Source organism: Clostridium acetobutylicum ATCC 824 (genome assembly GCF_000008765.1).
Taxonomy (GTDB): domain Bacteria; phylum Bacillota; class Clostridia; order Clostridiales; family Clostridiaceae; genus Clostridium_S; species Clostridium_S acetobutylicum.
On sequence record NC_003030.1, the window covers coordinates 465,034 to 480,950 of the forward strand.

At 30.3% G+C, this 15,917-nt stretch carries 13 protein-coding genes; 12 read left to right on the forward strand and 1 reads right to left on the reverse strand.

What is annotated here, in order from left to right; all coding sequences use genetic code 11:
* The first annotated feature begins 151 nt into the window (after positions 1–151).
* Positions 152–307 (forward strand): hypothetical protein, encoded by a 156-nt coding sequence (locus CA_RS02255; RefSeq protein ID WP_158306558.1) that lies wholly within the window; start codon positions 152–154, stop codon positions 305–307.
* A gap of 43 nt (positions 308–350) precedes the next feature.
* On the opposite strand, the gene CA_RS02260 is transcribed toward CA_RS02255, so the two are convergent.
* Positions 351–2,525, reverse strand: a complete 2,175-nt coding sequence (locus CA_RS02260; protein ID WP_010963725.1) for an Ig-like domain-containing protein — start codon at positions 2,523–2,525, stop codon at positions 351–353.
* Between the two features lie 185 nt (positions 2,526–2,710).
* Between CA_RS02260 and CA_RS02265 the strand changes: the two genes are divergently transcribed.
* The 11 genes from CA_RS02265 (at position 2,711) to CA_RS02315 (ending at position 15,862) form a co-directional block, all read left to right on the forward strand.
* The gene (locus tag CA_RS02265; protein WP_242663055.1) at positions 2,711–4,642 is read left to right on the forward strand and encodes a serine/threonine-protein kinase; all 1,932 of its coding nucleotides are present in this window, start codon (positions 2,711–2,713) and stop codon (positions 4,640–4,642) included.
* Positions 4,643–4,652: 10 nt separating this feature from the next.
* Positions 4,653–4,910, forward strand: a complete 258-nt coding sequence (locus CA_RS02270; protein ID WP_010963727.1) for a hypothetical protein — start codon at positions 4,653–4,655, stop codon at positions 4,908–4,910.
* Between the two features lie 21 nt (positions 4,911–4,931).
* Positions 4,932–6,482, forward strand: coding sequence for an FHA domain-containing protein (locus tag CA_RS02275; protein ID WP_010963728.1), 1,551 nt, complete (start codon positions 4,932–4,934; stop codon positions 6,480–6,482).
* A 10-nt stretch (positions 6,483–6,492) separates the two neighbouring features.
* Positions 6,493–7,272 (forward strand): PP2C family protein-serine/threonine phosphatase, encoded by a 780-nt coding sequence (locus CA_RS02280; protein WP_010963729.1) that lies wholly within the window; start codon positions 6,493–6,495, stop codon positions 7,270–7,272.
* Positions 7,273–7,297: 25 nt separating this feature from the next.
* Positions 7,298–11,872, forward strand: coding sequence for a type VII secretion protein EssC (gene essC, locus CA_RS02285; protein ID WP_010963730.1), 4,575 nt, complete (start codon positions 7,298–7,300; stop codon positions 11,870–11,872).
* Between the two features lie 9 nt (positions 11,873–11,881).
* Positions 11,882–12,136 (forward strand): hypothetical protein, encoded by a 255-nt coding sequence (locus CA_RS02290; protein WP_010963731.1) that lies wholly within the window; start codon positions 11,882–11,884, stop codon positions 12,134–12,136.
* 14 nt (positions 12,137–12,150) lie between these two features.
* Positions 12,151–12,420, forward strand: coding sequence for a WXG100 family type VII secretion target (locus tag CA_RS02295; RefSeq protein ID WP_010963732.1), 270 nt, complete (start codon positions 12,151–12,153; stop codon positions 12,418–12,420).
* A gap of 72 nt (positions 12,421–12,492) precedes the next feature.
* Complete coding sequence (locus CA_RS02300) at positions 12,493–12,795, forward strand: WXG100 family type VII secretion target (RefSeq protein WP_010963733.1); 303 nt, start codon at positions 12,493–12,495, stop codon at positions 12,793–12,795.
* 127 nt (positions 12,796–12,922) lie between these two features.
* Positions 12,923–14,059, forward strand: coding sequence for a tetratricopeptide repeat protein (locus CA_RS02305; protein WP_010963734.1), 1,137 nt, complete (start codon positions 12,923–12,925; stop codon positions 14,057–14,059).
* Complete coding sequence (locus tag CA_RS02310; protein ID WP_010963735.1) at positions 14,046–14,351, forward strand: WXG100 family type VII secretion target; 306 nt, start codon at positions 14,046–14,048, stop codon at positions 14,349–14,351. Before CA_RS02305 ends, CA_RS02310 begins: the two co-directional genes overlap by 14 nt.
* A gap of 530 nt (positions 14,352–14,881) precedes the next feature.
* Positions 14,882–15,862, forward strand: coding sequence for a hypothetical protein (locus tag CA_RS02315; protein ID WP_010963736.1), 981 nt, complete (start codon positions 14,882–14,884; stop codon positions 15,860–15,862).
* Positions 15,863–15,917: the final 55 nt, after the last annotated feature.

The following is a 15,917-nucleotide window of genomic DNA, read 5'->3' on the forward strand; positions in this document are numbered from 1 at the left end:
TTATCTTATAACTAAAATAGAGTTAATGTTTCAAATGAGAAACATTAACTCTTTTTATCGTTTGAATAGAATAAAAATCAGGTGCTAAATAATTGAATATGGTAAGAGATAAAGAAACATTGATAAATATAATTAAAGGAGGACTGGTTTAATGTTATATGAACAAATAAAACAAATATTATCTATAAGGGAAAAACTTCACCCTGAAGATGACAATGGAATACAAAAATGCTGGGATGAATTAATTGAGCTTCTTAGTAAAGGTGATGAGCAAGGTTATAAAAGTAACAACTCTAAAAATAAATAAGAAAAATCCTCAAAATGCTGGAAATCATTTTGAGGATTTTTTTCTATTCGTTAGAATCTGATCTTTTAGATTTTTTGTATCTGTATATTATAATTCCAATAGTAATCATAATAATAACCCAAATAATAGCTGATATAATATACACTATTCTATTATTCTTCTTTGTTTTCGCAGGAAGAATTTTGTGTATTATTGTATGTATTTTTGAGGATACAGTTGCACTGCTGCTGATATTTCCTTCAATAGTAAATTCAATCTTCTTTTCAGCCTTATTTCCATATTGATCTTTAACAGAAATTACTAATTCATGCTTTCCAGAAGAGGATATCTCATCTCCTATGTTGTAAGGATTTCCGTCTAAAGTTATCTTTGTATAGGAATCTACAACATCTTTTGAAAAGGATATTCTAGGAATTACAGAATGATCATAAGTCTTTCCATTTTCAATCTCAGAAACATATATTTCTGGTGGAGTAGCCTTTATGAAGAAGTTATAAGCTTCTTTTGTTATATTTCCAGCCTTGTCCACTGCTTCTACAAGGAGTATATGTTTTCCATCCTGATTTATAAAACCGCCATGATAATCTTGACCATCAAGAAGTAATATAGACATAAGCTCATTAGGATCATTTATATATACATAAGGGTTTAAAAAGTAGTTAAAGAAACCATTGTTTGCGAGTCCTTTAATAGAAATGCTAGGAGCAGTCTTATCTATAAAGAAGTTCAAAATTTTTCGTGACATATTGTTTGCTTTATCTGAAGACTCTATAAGAAGTTGATAGCTTCCGTCCTGTGTAATTGGCTGAGCGTTATATTCAGCACCATTTAAAAACATTTTAAAGGAAGACAGATTAACGTCTGTGCTTGATGCTATAGGAGAAACAGATGAATTATAATAATAGTTATCAGACACATTAGAAATATTTATCTGTGGAGCTATAGTATCTACTATGAATTTCAAGTAAGATATTTCACTTAAGTTTCCGGCCTTATCCTTTGCTTGAGCTTCAACCTCATATGTACCATCTGAAAAAGCAGGCAAATCATCAAAAGAATAAGCTGATCCGTTTATAAGTAATTTTGATATAAAATCATCAGCATTTGTAGTCTTTGCCGTAGGTTTAAAAGGTGTATTAAAATACTGGCCATTGGTAAAGTTAAAGTTTAAAGAAGGAGCTGTTTTATCAATACTAAAGCTTATAGGCTCAGAGGTAGTGGTATTTCCAACTTTGTCATAAGCAGTTACTGTAAAAGAATAAGTTCCTTCATTAGTAACTTCAAAAGAAAATGAACCATCCTCATTTTGAGATAATTGTACAGGTAAAACAGAATCATTTCTAGTTACATTAACAGTTGTTTTACTAGCATCAAGATCAGCATCGTTAATGCTTATCTTAGGTATTACGTTTGTATTTACACAACTATTATTAGTAATACCTGAAATGCTTATTTTTGGTGCAGTATTATCAATAGTAAATGATCTTGAAAAAGTAGTAGAGTTTCCAGCATCATCAACTACTTTTACAGATATACTGTAGTTTCCATCTTCTGAAAGAGGTTTTCCTAGGAAGGTTATGCTCCCATCTGCATTTTGAGTAGGAGTACCATCGTAAGGGTTTCCATTAAGTTTTATATCATAACTTGCAATGTGGTAGTTATCACCTAATTTTATAACAGGATCTACCTCTCCGGAGTATATACCGGAATCATCTATAGTACGTCCATTTTTATCTTCAAAACTAATAGATGGTGGGTTTGTGTCTATTATAAAATCAACTGAAGAACTTTTTTGTGCTTGATTTCCAGTAGCAATTGTATTGGCTGTAGAATAAACAGTAAGAGTACTCTTTTGGCCATTTGGTGTATTATCTCCTATTGTATCACCTTTAAGTGTTAATACATTTCCATCTTTACTTATAAAACTAAGCTTATATGGTTGTCCATTTAATGTTGCATATATGGATTTACCTTGACCAACATCAGCCTCTGTTAAAAGGGGGTTGTTAATTTTTATTATAGGGTCTATCGTGCTGTTAAAAACTGAATTGCTGGATATATTAGTTATATAAGGAGTGCCATCAATAGGTGCATCCTGAGCGGAATTAGTAGTGTTTTGAACAGCATTAGTATCAGCAGCTTTTACAGAATGATACGAAAAGGCTGCTGATATTATAAGAGCCGACAAAATCACTGAAGTAATTTTCTTATAATTCAATGTTTTACCTCCCTTGGTGAATTTTTAATTTAAATCACTAGATTATACAATAAATCAAAACAAAAAAAAATTCAACTAAATTATACAAAAATTTAATAAAAAATTTAAGTTAATCAACTTTTAGGTTAAAAAACTAGAATGTTATGGTGAAAAGTGATATCATAATAGTGAAAAATTTTCACGGGGTGTTTTGTTTGAATTTAGTAAATGAGATATTTGAAAATAAATATAAAATTATAGATATTCTTGGCAAAGGTGGTATGAGTACTGTATATTTGGCCAAGGACATTAAGCTTCAGAAGTTTTGGGCAATAAAAGAAGTATCTAATAATATAAACGATACTTCAAAGTTAAAAGTAGACCTTCTAGCAGAAACCAATATACTTAAAAAGTTAGATCATCCTGCACTACCTAGAATAGTAGATATTATTAAAAGAGATGAAAGTCTATACATAGTAATGGATTTTATAGATGGTGTATCTTTGGACAAGTTTATTCACAAGAATGGTGCTATCAATGAAAAGGTTGTATTAGATTGGGCAAAGCAGATATGTGATGTTTTAAGCTATTTACATTCTCAAAAACCTAATCCAATAATATATAGAGATATGAAACCTGGAAATTTGATGCTTACACAAAATGGAAAGATAAAACTTATAGATTTTGGAATTGCACGTGAATATAAAAAAGAGGTTTCCAAAGATACAACGTACATAGGAACAAGAGGATATGCTGCTCCTGAACAATACGGAGATTGTCAGAGTGACGCTAGAACGGACATATACAGTTTTGGTGTTACTTTATATCATATGCTTACAGGTAAGGGACCAAACGATCCTCCCTTTGAACTTAAACCAGTACGTGAACTTAATTCATCTCTTTCAGAAGGAATAGAACATATAATAGAAAAAAGTACAAGACAAGATCCGAGCTTAAGATATCAAAATGTAGATGAAATGCTTTATGATATCAAAAATATACATAAGTTAAATTCTAAGTACAAAAAACAGCTTGTAAAAAAATACATTAAAGTTGCAGCAAGCGCTTGTTTATTTATATTTTCTGTATTTCTTATAATTTCAGGAGTTTTAGGCATAAAGAGCGATAGTGCTAATGAATACAATAATATAATTGAAAATGGAAGCAAGCAAAATGGGGATAAGGCTGTGGAATATTTTAAGCAGGCTGTGGATAAAAACTCTAGCAATCCAAAAGCTTACATAAAAATTATAGATACGTACTTAGAAAATGGAGAATATGATCAAAGTATAGACTTTATTGAAACAAATTTAAATAATAAGCAATCGGAATTACTTAAGGACAATGAACTTTTATTTAAGATAGGAATGGCCTATTTTGATGACGAAAGTTATGCTAAAGCCTACCAATATTTTAACAAAATAAAAGGTGCAGATATCAGCATAAGTGAGCCTTTGAAATATTATAAGCCTGTTGCAAATGCATTATCAAAAGTGGATTTGCAAAACAAAGATAAAATTGTAAGTTCAATTACGCAGCTTGAAAAATACATAGATTCAAGAAGTGATGTTGATTATAAGGTAGAATCTTATATAACATTGGCGGAATTGTACAGAGATAATCCACAGATATTTCCTCAAAATACGGATAAGGAAATAGGAGTACTTGAAAAAGCAAGTTCTGTTTCTGCTAATAAAAACAATGCTATATTATATGGACAGCTAGGACAGGCTTACTTTGATAAGGCAAGCGAAAGTAAAATAGAGCAGGATAAGTACAATTTCTACTTAAATAAAGCCCTAGATAGTTACAAAAATTCTATACAAATGGGAAGTAAAATATCAAACACATATTGTAAGTTAGGGCTTATATACAAGTATTTAGGTAATACGGCTGAAAGTAAGAATACCTTTCAGAAAGAAACTCAGCTATTCAGTGACGATTATAAGGGATACATGGAGATGGCGCTTCTGGAATATGATTCACAGCAAAGTGCAGCTCCTGAAACTCGTAATTATAGTGAATTTGTTAAGTATTATAACAGTACTGTTTCAAAGAAATACAATGAAAATGATGTCGATTTTATGACATTAAAGCAGGAATACAATGATTTAAAGAACCAAGGCGTTATAAAATAGGAGGATATAAATGGACCCTAAAGTTATAGATATTATTAAAATAATTATTGGTATTTTAGGTGTTGCAGCCAGTATAGTGTTTTTATATTTTTCCATTATTCATAACTATCAAAGCAAGGAAGAAGAAACAATTGAAGTACCTGATATTAATGAAGATGTAAAAAGTTATAAAGAAGTTGATGGATTGGATACGGTTATATTAAATAATCCAGATGATACATTTGTAATTGACAAAAGAGAGAAGGACGATAGCACAGTTTGTTTATGATATGGGAGGAAAAAAGCGTATATGATTGATTATAGTGATATAAACCTTTCAGATGAGATAGTGGAGAGGAAGGTTGCTGTATTAAACTTTGGAAATTCTATTAAAATTGACGAGTATGAAGTTCAAAGATTAAATATTGAAGAGCCAAGTTTGATTTCAATGGAATTAAAGAATACAGATATTTTATATGATGTTACAGGTAAAGCCAATCTAGAAGAATATCTTAAAAAAGGTAAAATTGCATCAGGTAAGTTTTGCAATATACTCTTAAAAGTGCTAGAAAGCCTGAAAGATATAGATCATGCTTCATTAAAATCAGGAACTATTCCTGTGGAAGCTAAGTTTATGTATATAGATGAAAAGAAAAGCAGCATATTTTTTATTTATGTTCCAGCTAATAGTATTGAGGAATTTAATTTAGAGAAGCAGTTTAAAGCTTTGGTTAAAAAGTTAATAGTTGATGTAGTTAATATTGAGGATAATGATAATTTTTTATTTGATATATTAAAGGCTTTAAGGAATGATGACTTTAATGTATTAAAGGATTTTATTATAAACTACAGTAGTGATGAAAGTAAAAGCCAAATTAAGGGCAAGGATAAGGATATTAATATAAACATTAACATAAATAATCCAGAACCTTTAAAGGAAGGCATGGTAGAAGTAGAGGTTAAACAACATAACAATAAGGATATTAATGCAACAAAGGCTTTTAAGATTAGTCAATCAAATGAAAAACGTGTACCGGAAAGAAAAAATCCTATAGTAGCTAGAGAAAATATTAATGTGAATAAAAATTCCATTGTTACTCCAATATCTGATCCAAGTGATTTATTAAAGCCAAGGACAGAATTCATTATGGATGTGAAAAACGAAGTTATTAGTAAGCCTAATGTGTATGAGAAACCAATGGTAGATAGTTCTAAAGGTAAAGTAAAAGAATTTAAGCTTAAGTCTATATTTTGGATAGCAGCAATTCAAATATTTGTTATTCTACTTTCAGTTTGTGCACTTATTCTTTTAGGAGATTATAATGCACTCAAAGTTCTTCTTGTATCTATTTTAGCCGGAATAGACCTAATAGTAACAGTACTTATTATATTAAATTTTATGAAGAAGAAAGGCAAGATTTCGGTTAATGTACACAATAGAAACACGGAGAATATATCAGATAAAAGAAAAAATATCACATCAAATACTACTAATAATATAAAAATGTCTAAAAGAGAGATAGTTTCTGAAATGTCTTATTCAACTCAATTAATAAATGAGCAGTTCCCATACTTGCTTGAAAATAAAAAAGGTGTTGTTGAGAAGATATTTATAAATAAAGATATTTTTAAAATTGGAAGATTAACAGGAAGCGTAGATTATGTAAGTGATAATAGGGCTATAGGGAAAATGCATGCGGAAATAAGAAAGATAAATTCAGAGTATTATCTCATGGATTTAGATTCCAAAAATGGAACATTTATAAATGACAGAAGATTAGAAAGTAATGAATTATATAAAATATCGGAAAATGATATTTTAAAATTTGCTAATAGTTATTATACTTTTAAGTTTAATTAAGAGGTGAGGTATGAATAAGTTTGTTTTAATGGCGGGGGCCCTTAGTGATAAAGGAAATTTTAAAAAGACAAATGAGGACAATATATTAGTTAAAATTGGTGAAGATAAAAATGGTGACTTTGGCATATTTGTAGTATGTGATGGACTTGGAGGGCTTTCTTCAGGAGAAGTTGCAAGTAATATGGCAGTAATGAGACTAAAAAGATGGTGGGAAGAAGATCTTAAAGGGCTTATAAAACAAAAGAGAGAAGATCAAATAGTTCCTATATTATCAAAAATACTAAGGGAAATTAATGAAAGTATAATCCAATACGGCATGCTAAATGGAAAGAGGCTGGGAACTACTATATCTTTAATTTTTATGTATAAGAGCATGTATTACATACTTCACGTAGGTGACAGCAGGATTTACAGCATAAAAAATAAAATAGTTAAACTTACAGAAGACCATTCTTATGTTGCGTATAAGGTGAAAAATAAAATGATGACACCAGAGGAAGCAAGGGTAAGTCCTGAGAGGCACGTACTTCTTCAATGTTTAGGGGTTAAGGATGAAATAGATATATTTACTACACGTGGCGAACTCAGTAATAATGAAATTTTTATGATTTGCAGCGATGGTTTTTATAATGAGCTAAAGGAAGAGGATATATTAACTCATATTAAAGGCAACATGGACTTTGATAATGATGCACTTCAATATTCGGCAGGTAAACTTGTTAATATAGTTAAAGGTCGTGGAGAGAGCGATAATATTTCTGTAATTTTAGTTGGAATAAAGAAATTATAGAAGCATGGAAAAGGTGAAGGTTTAAATGAACATGAAATTACTTGTATATTCCGATAAAAAATTGTATGAGGTTGTATTAAGTAGTACTAAGGCTTCAGTAACAATCGGAAATAGAAAAAGATTTAAATATCATATACCTACCAAAGAAAAAAATCGTATCGATATGAAAATTAAATACCTTAAAGGACGATGTATACTAAAAAGTAAACATTACATAGGAGCAGAAGGGCAAGAGGTTGAGATTCCACTAAACCATGGAAAGGTACTGCAATTTGGGATAGGCGGAGTAACAAGCATAATGGTGATCGCTTTTTCTATGGACAAACTTTCAAGTGTGGGTACATTGTCTCTTAAAGAGAACATAAAGTTTACTATTGGAAGAGGTAAATTTAATGACATAGTGTTTGATGATATAAAGGTATCTGAAAAACATGCTGAGATTTTTGAAGACAACGGAAAATATGTTCTTGTAGATTTAAATAGTACAAATAAAACTTATTTAAATGGGGAGATGATAACAAGAGCTATACTTTCTGAGGATGATCAAATAAATATATGTGGTTATAAAATTGAATTTCATAAGGAAAGCATAATTGTTGAGGGAGCACTAAAAAATATAAAAAAGCAAGTTGGTTTAGAAAAGCTTGTTAAAGAATATCCATTTGTTCAAAAAGCACCTAGAATTTATCCAGAGGTAAAGAGAGAGGACTTAAAAATAGAAAGTCCACCAATGTTACCAGCGAAACCATCTATATATGGTCTTATGACAGTATTGCCATCGTTGGTGTTTTTCGGAACTATAGTACTAACTTCGATAAAATCTAAGACTGGTACTTCAAGTATAATTTTTGCAGCAGGCACAGGGGTAAGTGGAGTTATATACGGACTTACATATATTGGACAAAAGATTGTATACAATAAAAAAGTCAAGAAAAGAAATAGTAAGTATATGGACTATGTAGATAAAATAGATAAGAAGCTTTCAAAGGAAGAGAGGAATCTAAGAGAAGTTCTTTTTAATCAAAATCCTGACTTGGTTGAAAGTATTGGAATAGTAAAAAATTCTGATATGAAACTTTGGACAAGAAGCTATGGTGATGAAGATTTTTTACTTCTTAGGGTAGGTCTTGGAAATGAGGATTTTCCTCTTAGAATAATTAAGGAAGGAAGAAACTTTTTTGATGAGGATCCACTGCTAGATATGTTGGATAAAATAACAGATCAATATAACATTGTAGATAATGTTCCTATTTGTATACCAATAAAGAATAATGGCATTACAGCAATTATAGGAAATAGAGACAAGGTAGTTGAAACGGTAAAGAATATGCTACTTCAAATTTCTATAAACCATACGCCAGATGAGGTTAAGGTAGTTGTTTTATTCGATGAAAAAGAACTTAAACATTGGGAGTGGGCAAAATGGCTGCCACACGTTTGGGATGACGATAAAAACATGAGGTTTATGGCCAAAAATAAAGAGCAGGCACACAGACTTTTATCTAATTTATATGATGTACTTTCAGAGAGAAAAAATAGATTGGATGATAAAAATAATTATGAGAGCTACAGATTTAGTCCACATTATGTATTTGTACTTGGTTCAAGAGAACTTATAGAAAATGAAGCGATTTTAAAGTATCTATTAAAGGTTGACCCAGATATGGAGATATCAACTATATTCTTATCAGATAAGCTTGGAAATCTTCCTAGAAACTGTAACAATATAGTGCAGTTAAATGAGGGAGAGGGAGTAATTTATAATATACAAAATTCTTCGGAAAAATCATACTTTACGCCAGATAAGCTAGATAACAGAAAGCTTGTGGAATATTCAAGAACTATGGCACCGTTAAGATTAGAGAAGGATTCATATTCAAATAAGTTACCGAAATCTATATCTTTATTTGAAGAGCTTGATATAACAAATGTAGAAGAAATAGATTTTGAAAATATTTGGAGCAAATCTGAGGCATATAACACTTTATCAGCACCTGTGGGAATAAGAGAAAATGGAGAAAAGTTCTATCTCGATTTGCATCAAAAACATCATGGACCGCACGGTCTTGTAGCAGGAACTACTGGGGCGGGAAAAAGTGAGCTTTTGGAAACATTAATTGCATCGCTAAGCTTTAATTATAGTCCTGAATATGTAAACTTCCTTTTGATAGATTACAAGGGTGGAAGTATGGCAAATATATTTAAGAACCTGCCACATGCCGTTGGAACTGTTACTAATTTGGAGGGAAATGGATCCAAAAGGGCTATAGTTGCAATAGATAGTGAGATAAAAAGAAGGGAAAAACTACTTACAGATAATTCTTACAGTAATATAGATGAATATCAGAAAAATTACAAGTATGGTAAGCATAAAATGTCGTTACCTCACTTAATTATAATAGTTGATGAATTTGCACAGCTTAAGAAAAATGATCCTGATTTTATAAGTCAACTTGTAAATGTAGCAGTAGTTGGAAGAAGCCTTGGAATCCATCTTATTCTTGCAACGCAAAAGCCTTTAGGTATAGTAGATCCTCAAATAGAAACAAATACTAATTTAAAGATTTGCTTAAGAGTTCAAGATAATGATGATAGTAGAACAGTTATTGGTAAATCAGATGCGTCCAGTATAATAAATCCAGGAAGGGCCTATGTAAAGGTTGGAAATGATTTAGTATACGAACTTATACAGACAGCATTTTCAGGAGAAAAGTATAGGAAAAAAGCAGCTAAAAAAGATAAGAATGTACTTATGGTTGATATAGATGGAGAGAGATTTGACATTGTGGAAAGAGAGAAGGAAGTACATACTGAAAATGTAACTCAGCTTTCCAAACTTATTGACGCTATTAAAATTTATTGTGATTTAAATATGAATTACGGAAGAAAGCTTCCGTGGCTGCCACCGCTTAAAGATTATATATATTTAGATGACTTTAAAAATGTGCCACAGGATAATTTCAAAGCTAGAGTAGGACTTTATGATGATCCATATAATCAAAGCCAAGAGATTTTTGAAATTGATATGCAAAAAGAAAATCATGTTGCATTATATGGAATGGCTGGAACAGGTAAGACAATGTTCCTGCAAACACTTATTTTAAGCCTTTGTAGTAAAAATTCTCCTGAAGATATAAACTTTTACATAGCAGACTGTGATAAAGGAACTTTGAATATGTTTAAGAATCTAGTTCATACAGGAGAGGTTGTTTTAAGTGATGATACGGACAGAATGAAGAAACTTCTTAAGTTTATTGTAAAGGAAATTGATATAAGAAAAGGTGCTCTAACTTCAATAGGGGCTATAAGTATCAATGATTATAATTATAAAACAGGGAAAGTTCTTCCTCAAATAGTTTTTATAATAGATGATATTGTTGCTTTTTTAGCTTTAAATGATGAATTTAGAGAGACTATTGTAAAGGTAGTAAGGGAAGGAGGAGCGCTTGGAGTACATGTGGTTTATACTGCAAATTCAAGTAACTCTGTAGCTATGAAGGTCAAAGAAAATATAACCTTCAACATAGCTTATAGCCTAAACGATCCTTCTGAATACCGTGAAATATTTGGAAGAAATAACGGAATAGTTCCTGATAAGTTGCAGGGGCGTGGAGTTATAAGAAATATGAACTTAATTGAATTTCAAACTGCTCTTGCTGTGGAAGCTGAAGAGTTTAATTGGAGTTCTGAGATAGGTGCTAAAATAGACACTATAAACTTTAATTATCCAAATGTTAAGGTTAAGGGTATACCAGTTTTAAAGGAGGTTCTTCCGCTTTATAATTTCATTCATGAAAATGAATTCCTTGAATATAAAGAAGATGAAATAATATATAACAGCAGTATTCCAATTGGCGTAAATACAGATGAAATGGAAGGCATATATGCAGAATTTCTAAACATTGACAACATGTTAATATCAGGAGAAAGTGGCTGCGGTAAAACTAATTTCTTATTATCCTTTGTAATGACACTTGCAGAAACAAAGGGTAGAGAGAAAAATAAGATTTTTATTATAGATTCGCCTGATGGCAATATGCTTGTTACAAGTAAGCTTAAATGTATAGATGGTTACTTTGAAAATAAAGATAACTTAGAAGAATGTTTGAGGGATATAAAAGAGGAAATAGAAGAAAGAAAGGCTGCTATTAAAAGTTTAAGAATGGAATATGGTATGAATGCCAAGAAAAAGATTGTTGAAGATAGAGGAAATATATTTTTGATAATAGATGTCATAGAAGATTTTAAAACACGTTTTTCAGATGAAATAGCACAAGAACTAGAGTGGATAATGGCAAATAGCAAAAGCACAGGAATTCATGTGATAGTAGCTGATAGCATGGCTCTTTTTACTCGTGCATGGGATGGAATGGAAAAGACTATAAAAGCTTGGGAAACAGGAATCATATTTAGTACAAGCGTAGATTCTATATTTACCAATGTGAATATTGGTTTTCAGTATTCAAAGAAAATACTTGAACTAGGAGAAGGCTTCTTTATTGTAAATAGAAAGGCAGTCCCTATAAAAATACCCACACCTTTTGAGGGAAAAGTCAAATTTATGGATTATATAAATAAATTAAATGAAAAGTTGAGTTGAGGTGTTGTCATGAACAAGGTAAATAATATTATCGTAACTGTTAGAATAAAAGATAAAAACAGACAAGCAGATTTTGACTTACCATTAGATGAAAGCCTTGAAAATGTAATGAACATAGTTTATCCTTCGCTGCTTCAGGTAAATAGTGTGGAGGAAGAAATGTTAAAGAATAAACAGTTTTATATTAATGGAAAAGGGCTGGATAAGGCTTCAACTTTAAGGGATAACGCTATTTGGGATGGAAGCATCCTAGAAATATATTAAAAGAGGTGTTGTAAATGGCTTTAATAAAAATGGCGCCAGAAGAATTGGAACAATTAGCAGCAAAATTTTCTGCAGCAAGTGAAGAATCACAGCAAATGGTCAGTACATTAGGATCAGGCATAGCAAATGTACAGCAAAACTGGGCAGGTGTTTCTGCAACAAAATTCTTTGGTGAATATCAGCAGTGGAGTAAGACCATGACAGGATATGTTCAATTACTTCAACAAATATCAAATGAATTAAAGGGACAAGCACAAAAGTTTAGAGATGCAGATTTAAGATAATTAAGACTAAGTTTATAGATGGTTGCTTTAAGCAAGCAGCCATCTTCTGAATAAAAGAAGGGGATGATTTTTATGGCTGAAAAAATTAAAATGCAGGGAGAACAGTTAGATTCTGTTGCTTCTAATCTTTTAAATGATGCTAAAACCGTACAGACAGTATTAGATAATCTTCAATCAAAATATTTACAGATTTTAAATGATAATTGGGAAGGTAATTCTAAGGATAAATTTGTAGATGACTTTCAAAATAATACAATGAAGCTTCTTCAAAATTGTGTTAACAACTTAAATAATACTGGTAACAGTCTTAAGCAAATAGTAGAAATGTTTGCAGAAACAGATAGCAGTTACAGCAGTAAGACGGATATAAAATAAGGTAAACAGGTAATTAAAATAATTTGTTCTATAGAGCTTACAATTTAAAAAATATCACATTCATACAATTTTACTTAAGATGTATTTTTTCTCTGAATTGAAATAAGGGATAGTAGGGTGACTGGATATGGAACAACTTAATATAAAAGAAGAAAATAAGTATGCCAAAATGGCAGTGAATTTAAATTTTGTAGGTAAATATGATGAGGCAGTAAAATATTTTATAAAAGCATTACAGGCAAATGAAAATGATTTTGGTGTACTTATAAATATAGCTGCAAATTTAACAGTTTTAAAAAGATATGATGAAGCCTTAGAGTATTATGATAGGGCACTTAAAATTAATCCAATCGATGAATTTGTGCTATGTGAAAAAGCTAATATTCTATTTACGCAAGATAGGTTTAATGAAGCTTTAAAATACTATGATGCTGTGATAGAAAATAATCAAATTAATAAATTAGCTTACTATAATAAGGCTATGAGCTATGAAAAGCTAGGAAAATTTCATGAAGCTATTAAGAGTTGTGATTTACTTATAAAATTAGATAAAAGTTATATAGATATATACTATTTAAAGGCAAGACTTCAAGAAAAGTTTGGGAAATATAAGGATGCAATAAGTACATATAGTGTAATTGCAACCTTAAAGCAAGATGATGGACAGCCTTATTTGAAAATTTCAAGTATTTATAATAAAATAGGATTTTATAACAGAGCTTTAGAATATATACAAAAAATGATAAGGATAAGTCCGGAAAGAGCAATAGGTTATACAAATAAAGGATTAATACTAAGTAGTCTTGAAAGATACCATGAAGCATTAGAATGCTTTGATAAAGCAATAAAAATAGAAAATGATGATCCCGATACTTATATGAGAAAGGGAAATGCATACAGAAAAGTGTCACAAAATTATAAGGCGTTAAGCTGTTATGATAAGGCCATTGAAATTAATGAGCTGTTTTTTAAAGCATATATTTTCAAAGCAGAGCTTCTTAATGAGCTTAAACAATATGATGAGTTGGCTTTGTGTTATGAAGCTTTAATAGAAAAAGATAAGTCTAAGGTGTATTCAGCGTATGTAAATGCTCCATATAAGTTGGTTTTAACCTATAAAGAGCTTAAGGACTATGATAAAGCTAGATGTGCTTGCAGAAAGGCTATAAATTATTATGAAGAACTTATTTATTTCTCAGATGGGAGTGAAGAGTTTAAAAGAATAAAAGGAGAATTAGGAGGGATGTTATATGGATTCAGGTAATCGTTACAATTCTAGTTTCATGGATGGTAGTATGAAGGTAAATGCTGAGGAAATCCAAGCTATGGCAAAAAGATATAAAGAACTGGCTGATAAGGCAAGCACTATATTAAACTCACTAAATAGTACTATAGATGAAATGAAACAAAATTGGAAGGGAAAATCAAGTGATACTTTTGTAAGCAATTATGATGGTTGGAAGAGCAATGGCAGAAGGTATGTAAATGAAATTGATAGAATAGCGGATGAATTAAAAAATGCATCTGAAAGATTTAGAGAAGCTGATAGAAGATAAAATTTAGAATTATTTATAAGATAATAAAGCTTAAAAATGATTAGTGTGTAATCCTTTTTAAGCTTTATTATCTTATAAATAAGGTGGGAATAATTATAAAATATATTTATGTAAGTTAAGATATTCCATGAAAGAAATAAAATAATTATACGAATATATATAGGTGTGGTAATTTATCCCTTGATATTATTATAATAAATGATAAAAAATAATATTAGGAGTCTGAATGAGGATTTACTTGAATTATATGGATACACCTATATATTAGGTACACTTTTGTTGAAATATATTACAATTTACTTCAATGTTTTGTTACCTATGGTATATAAAGGATAAAGTACATGAAAAGTTAACAAAAAATTTAATGAAATAATGAAAAAGGATGAAAATATGGTGAAAATAAGGTAAAATATATATAGAAAAATAAACCCACAAAGAATATTAGAAATATAGTAGGTGTATTGATAATTTTAAGTCTTATGATAAATTCAAGTTAGGGATTAAATTATTGGGCAAGGAGAGGGCAAATCATGGATGAAATATTTTTGAAATCTGACGAACTACAAAACAACATAGATTATATTAAAAAACTTACAAATCAGATGAATGATGTCCAAAATGAAATAAAGCAATGTATCAAACAGCTTGACAGTAATGAGATAAGTAAGAGTATAAAAAATATTACAGATGATATGTACAAGAATTATGAATATGGTCAACAAATTGTAGAAGAAATTATGAAAATTGAAAGCATAATGAAGAATGCGGTAAATATATTTAATGAACTTGACATAAATTTAGGGAGTAATATGAATAAGGGGAGTTTAAATTCGGCAGTTGCCGGGATTTTGTGGGAAAAACAGAGTTCGAGGATAAAGACAGAAATGAAAAAAGATTTTGAGGAAATTGATAAAAGTGCATTAAAAATAAAGAAGGATACTTTTAAACGTGATCTTCCAGAAGCTTTTACTAGAAAACTTGAAAACTTTTTTGATGAACCTAAAATTCAAGCAACACTTACACTTGTTGGAGGAGGAACACTTATCACAGGAGGACTACTTAAGAGAAAAGCTTTAAGTAATAAAATAAACACCAATAACGGAAGTGAAGCTCTCAAATACAAAATAAATAATTATAATCAAATAGATGCACATGCTGAGGAAACGAACTTAGATCAGCATGAATTAAAATTATCCAGTATTGGAATTAACTTAAAGAAAGTGAGGGGGTTAGCTAAATCAGGTATTAAGTATTATCTTAATAAAGATTCAGTGTCTAGTAGAGCAGTTAATGACACTTTAGATGTGAAAGATAACTATGTATACGCAAATGGTTCTATAAAGAATGGAAATAGTAGTGGAATAAGAGAAGCTCTTAATTTTTCAAGAGAGTATATGAATCTTGCTCGTAAAGGTTTTGGAAATGGGGTATCAAGCATTATGAAATCTGTAGGGGATGCAGATATTAGTAATGATGCGATGACTTTTTTTCCTCAAAGCTCATCTAAGTAGTAAGATAAATTAACCTATAATATTTTATTTTTCCTATAAATCAGGTATTTGTGAC

Coding starts and splice junctions, on each gene's coding strand:
- CA_RS02310 (WP_010963735.1), top strand. CDS start 14,046: ATGGATTCAGGTAATCGTTACAATTCTAGTTTCATGGATGGTAGTATG.
- CA_RS02315 (WP_010963736.1), top strand. CDS start 14,882: ATGGATGAAATATTTTTGAAATCTGACGAACTACAAAACAACATAGAT.
- CA_RS02300 (WP_010963733.1), top strand. CDS start 12,493: ATGGCTGAAAAAATTAAAATGCAGGGAGAACAGTTAGATTCTGTTGCT.
- essC (WP_010963730.1), top strand. CDS start 7,298: ATGAACATGAAATTACTTGTATATTCCGATAAAAAATTGTATGAGGTT.
- CA_RS02275 (WP_010963728.1), top strand. CDS start 4,932: ATGATTGATTATAGTGATATAAACCTTTCAGATGAGATAGTGGAGAGG.
- CA_RS02305 (WP_010963734.1), top strand. CDS start 12,923: ATGGAACAACTTAATATAAAAGAAGAAAATAAGTATGCCAAAATGGCA.
- CA_RS02270 (WP_010963727.1), top strand. CDS start 4,653: ATGGACCCTAAAGTTATAGATATTATTAAAATAATTATTGGTATTTTA.
- CA_RS02280 (WP_010963729.1), top strand. CDS start 6,493: ATGAATAAGTTTGTTTTAATGGCGGGGGCCCTTAGTGATAAAGGAAAT.
- CA_RS02255 (WP_158306558.1), top strand. CDS start 152: ATGTTATATGAACAAATAAAACAAATATTATCTATAAGGGAAAAACTT.
- CA_RS02290 (WP_010963731.1), top strand. CDS start 11,882: ATGAACAAGGTAAATAATATTATCGTAACTGTTAGAATAAAAGATAAA.
- CA_RS02295 (WP_010963732.1), top strand. CDS start 12,151: ATGGCTTTAATAAAAATGGCGCCAGAAGAATTGGAACAATTAGCAGCA.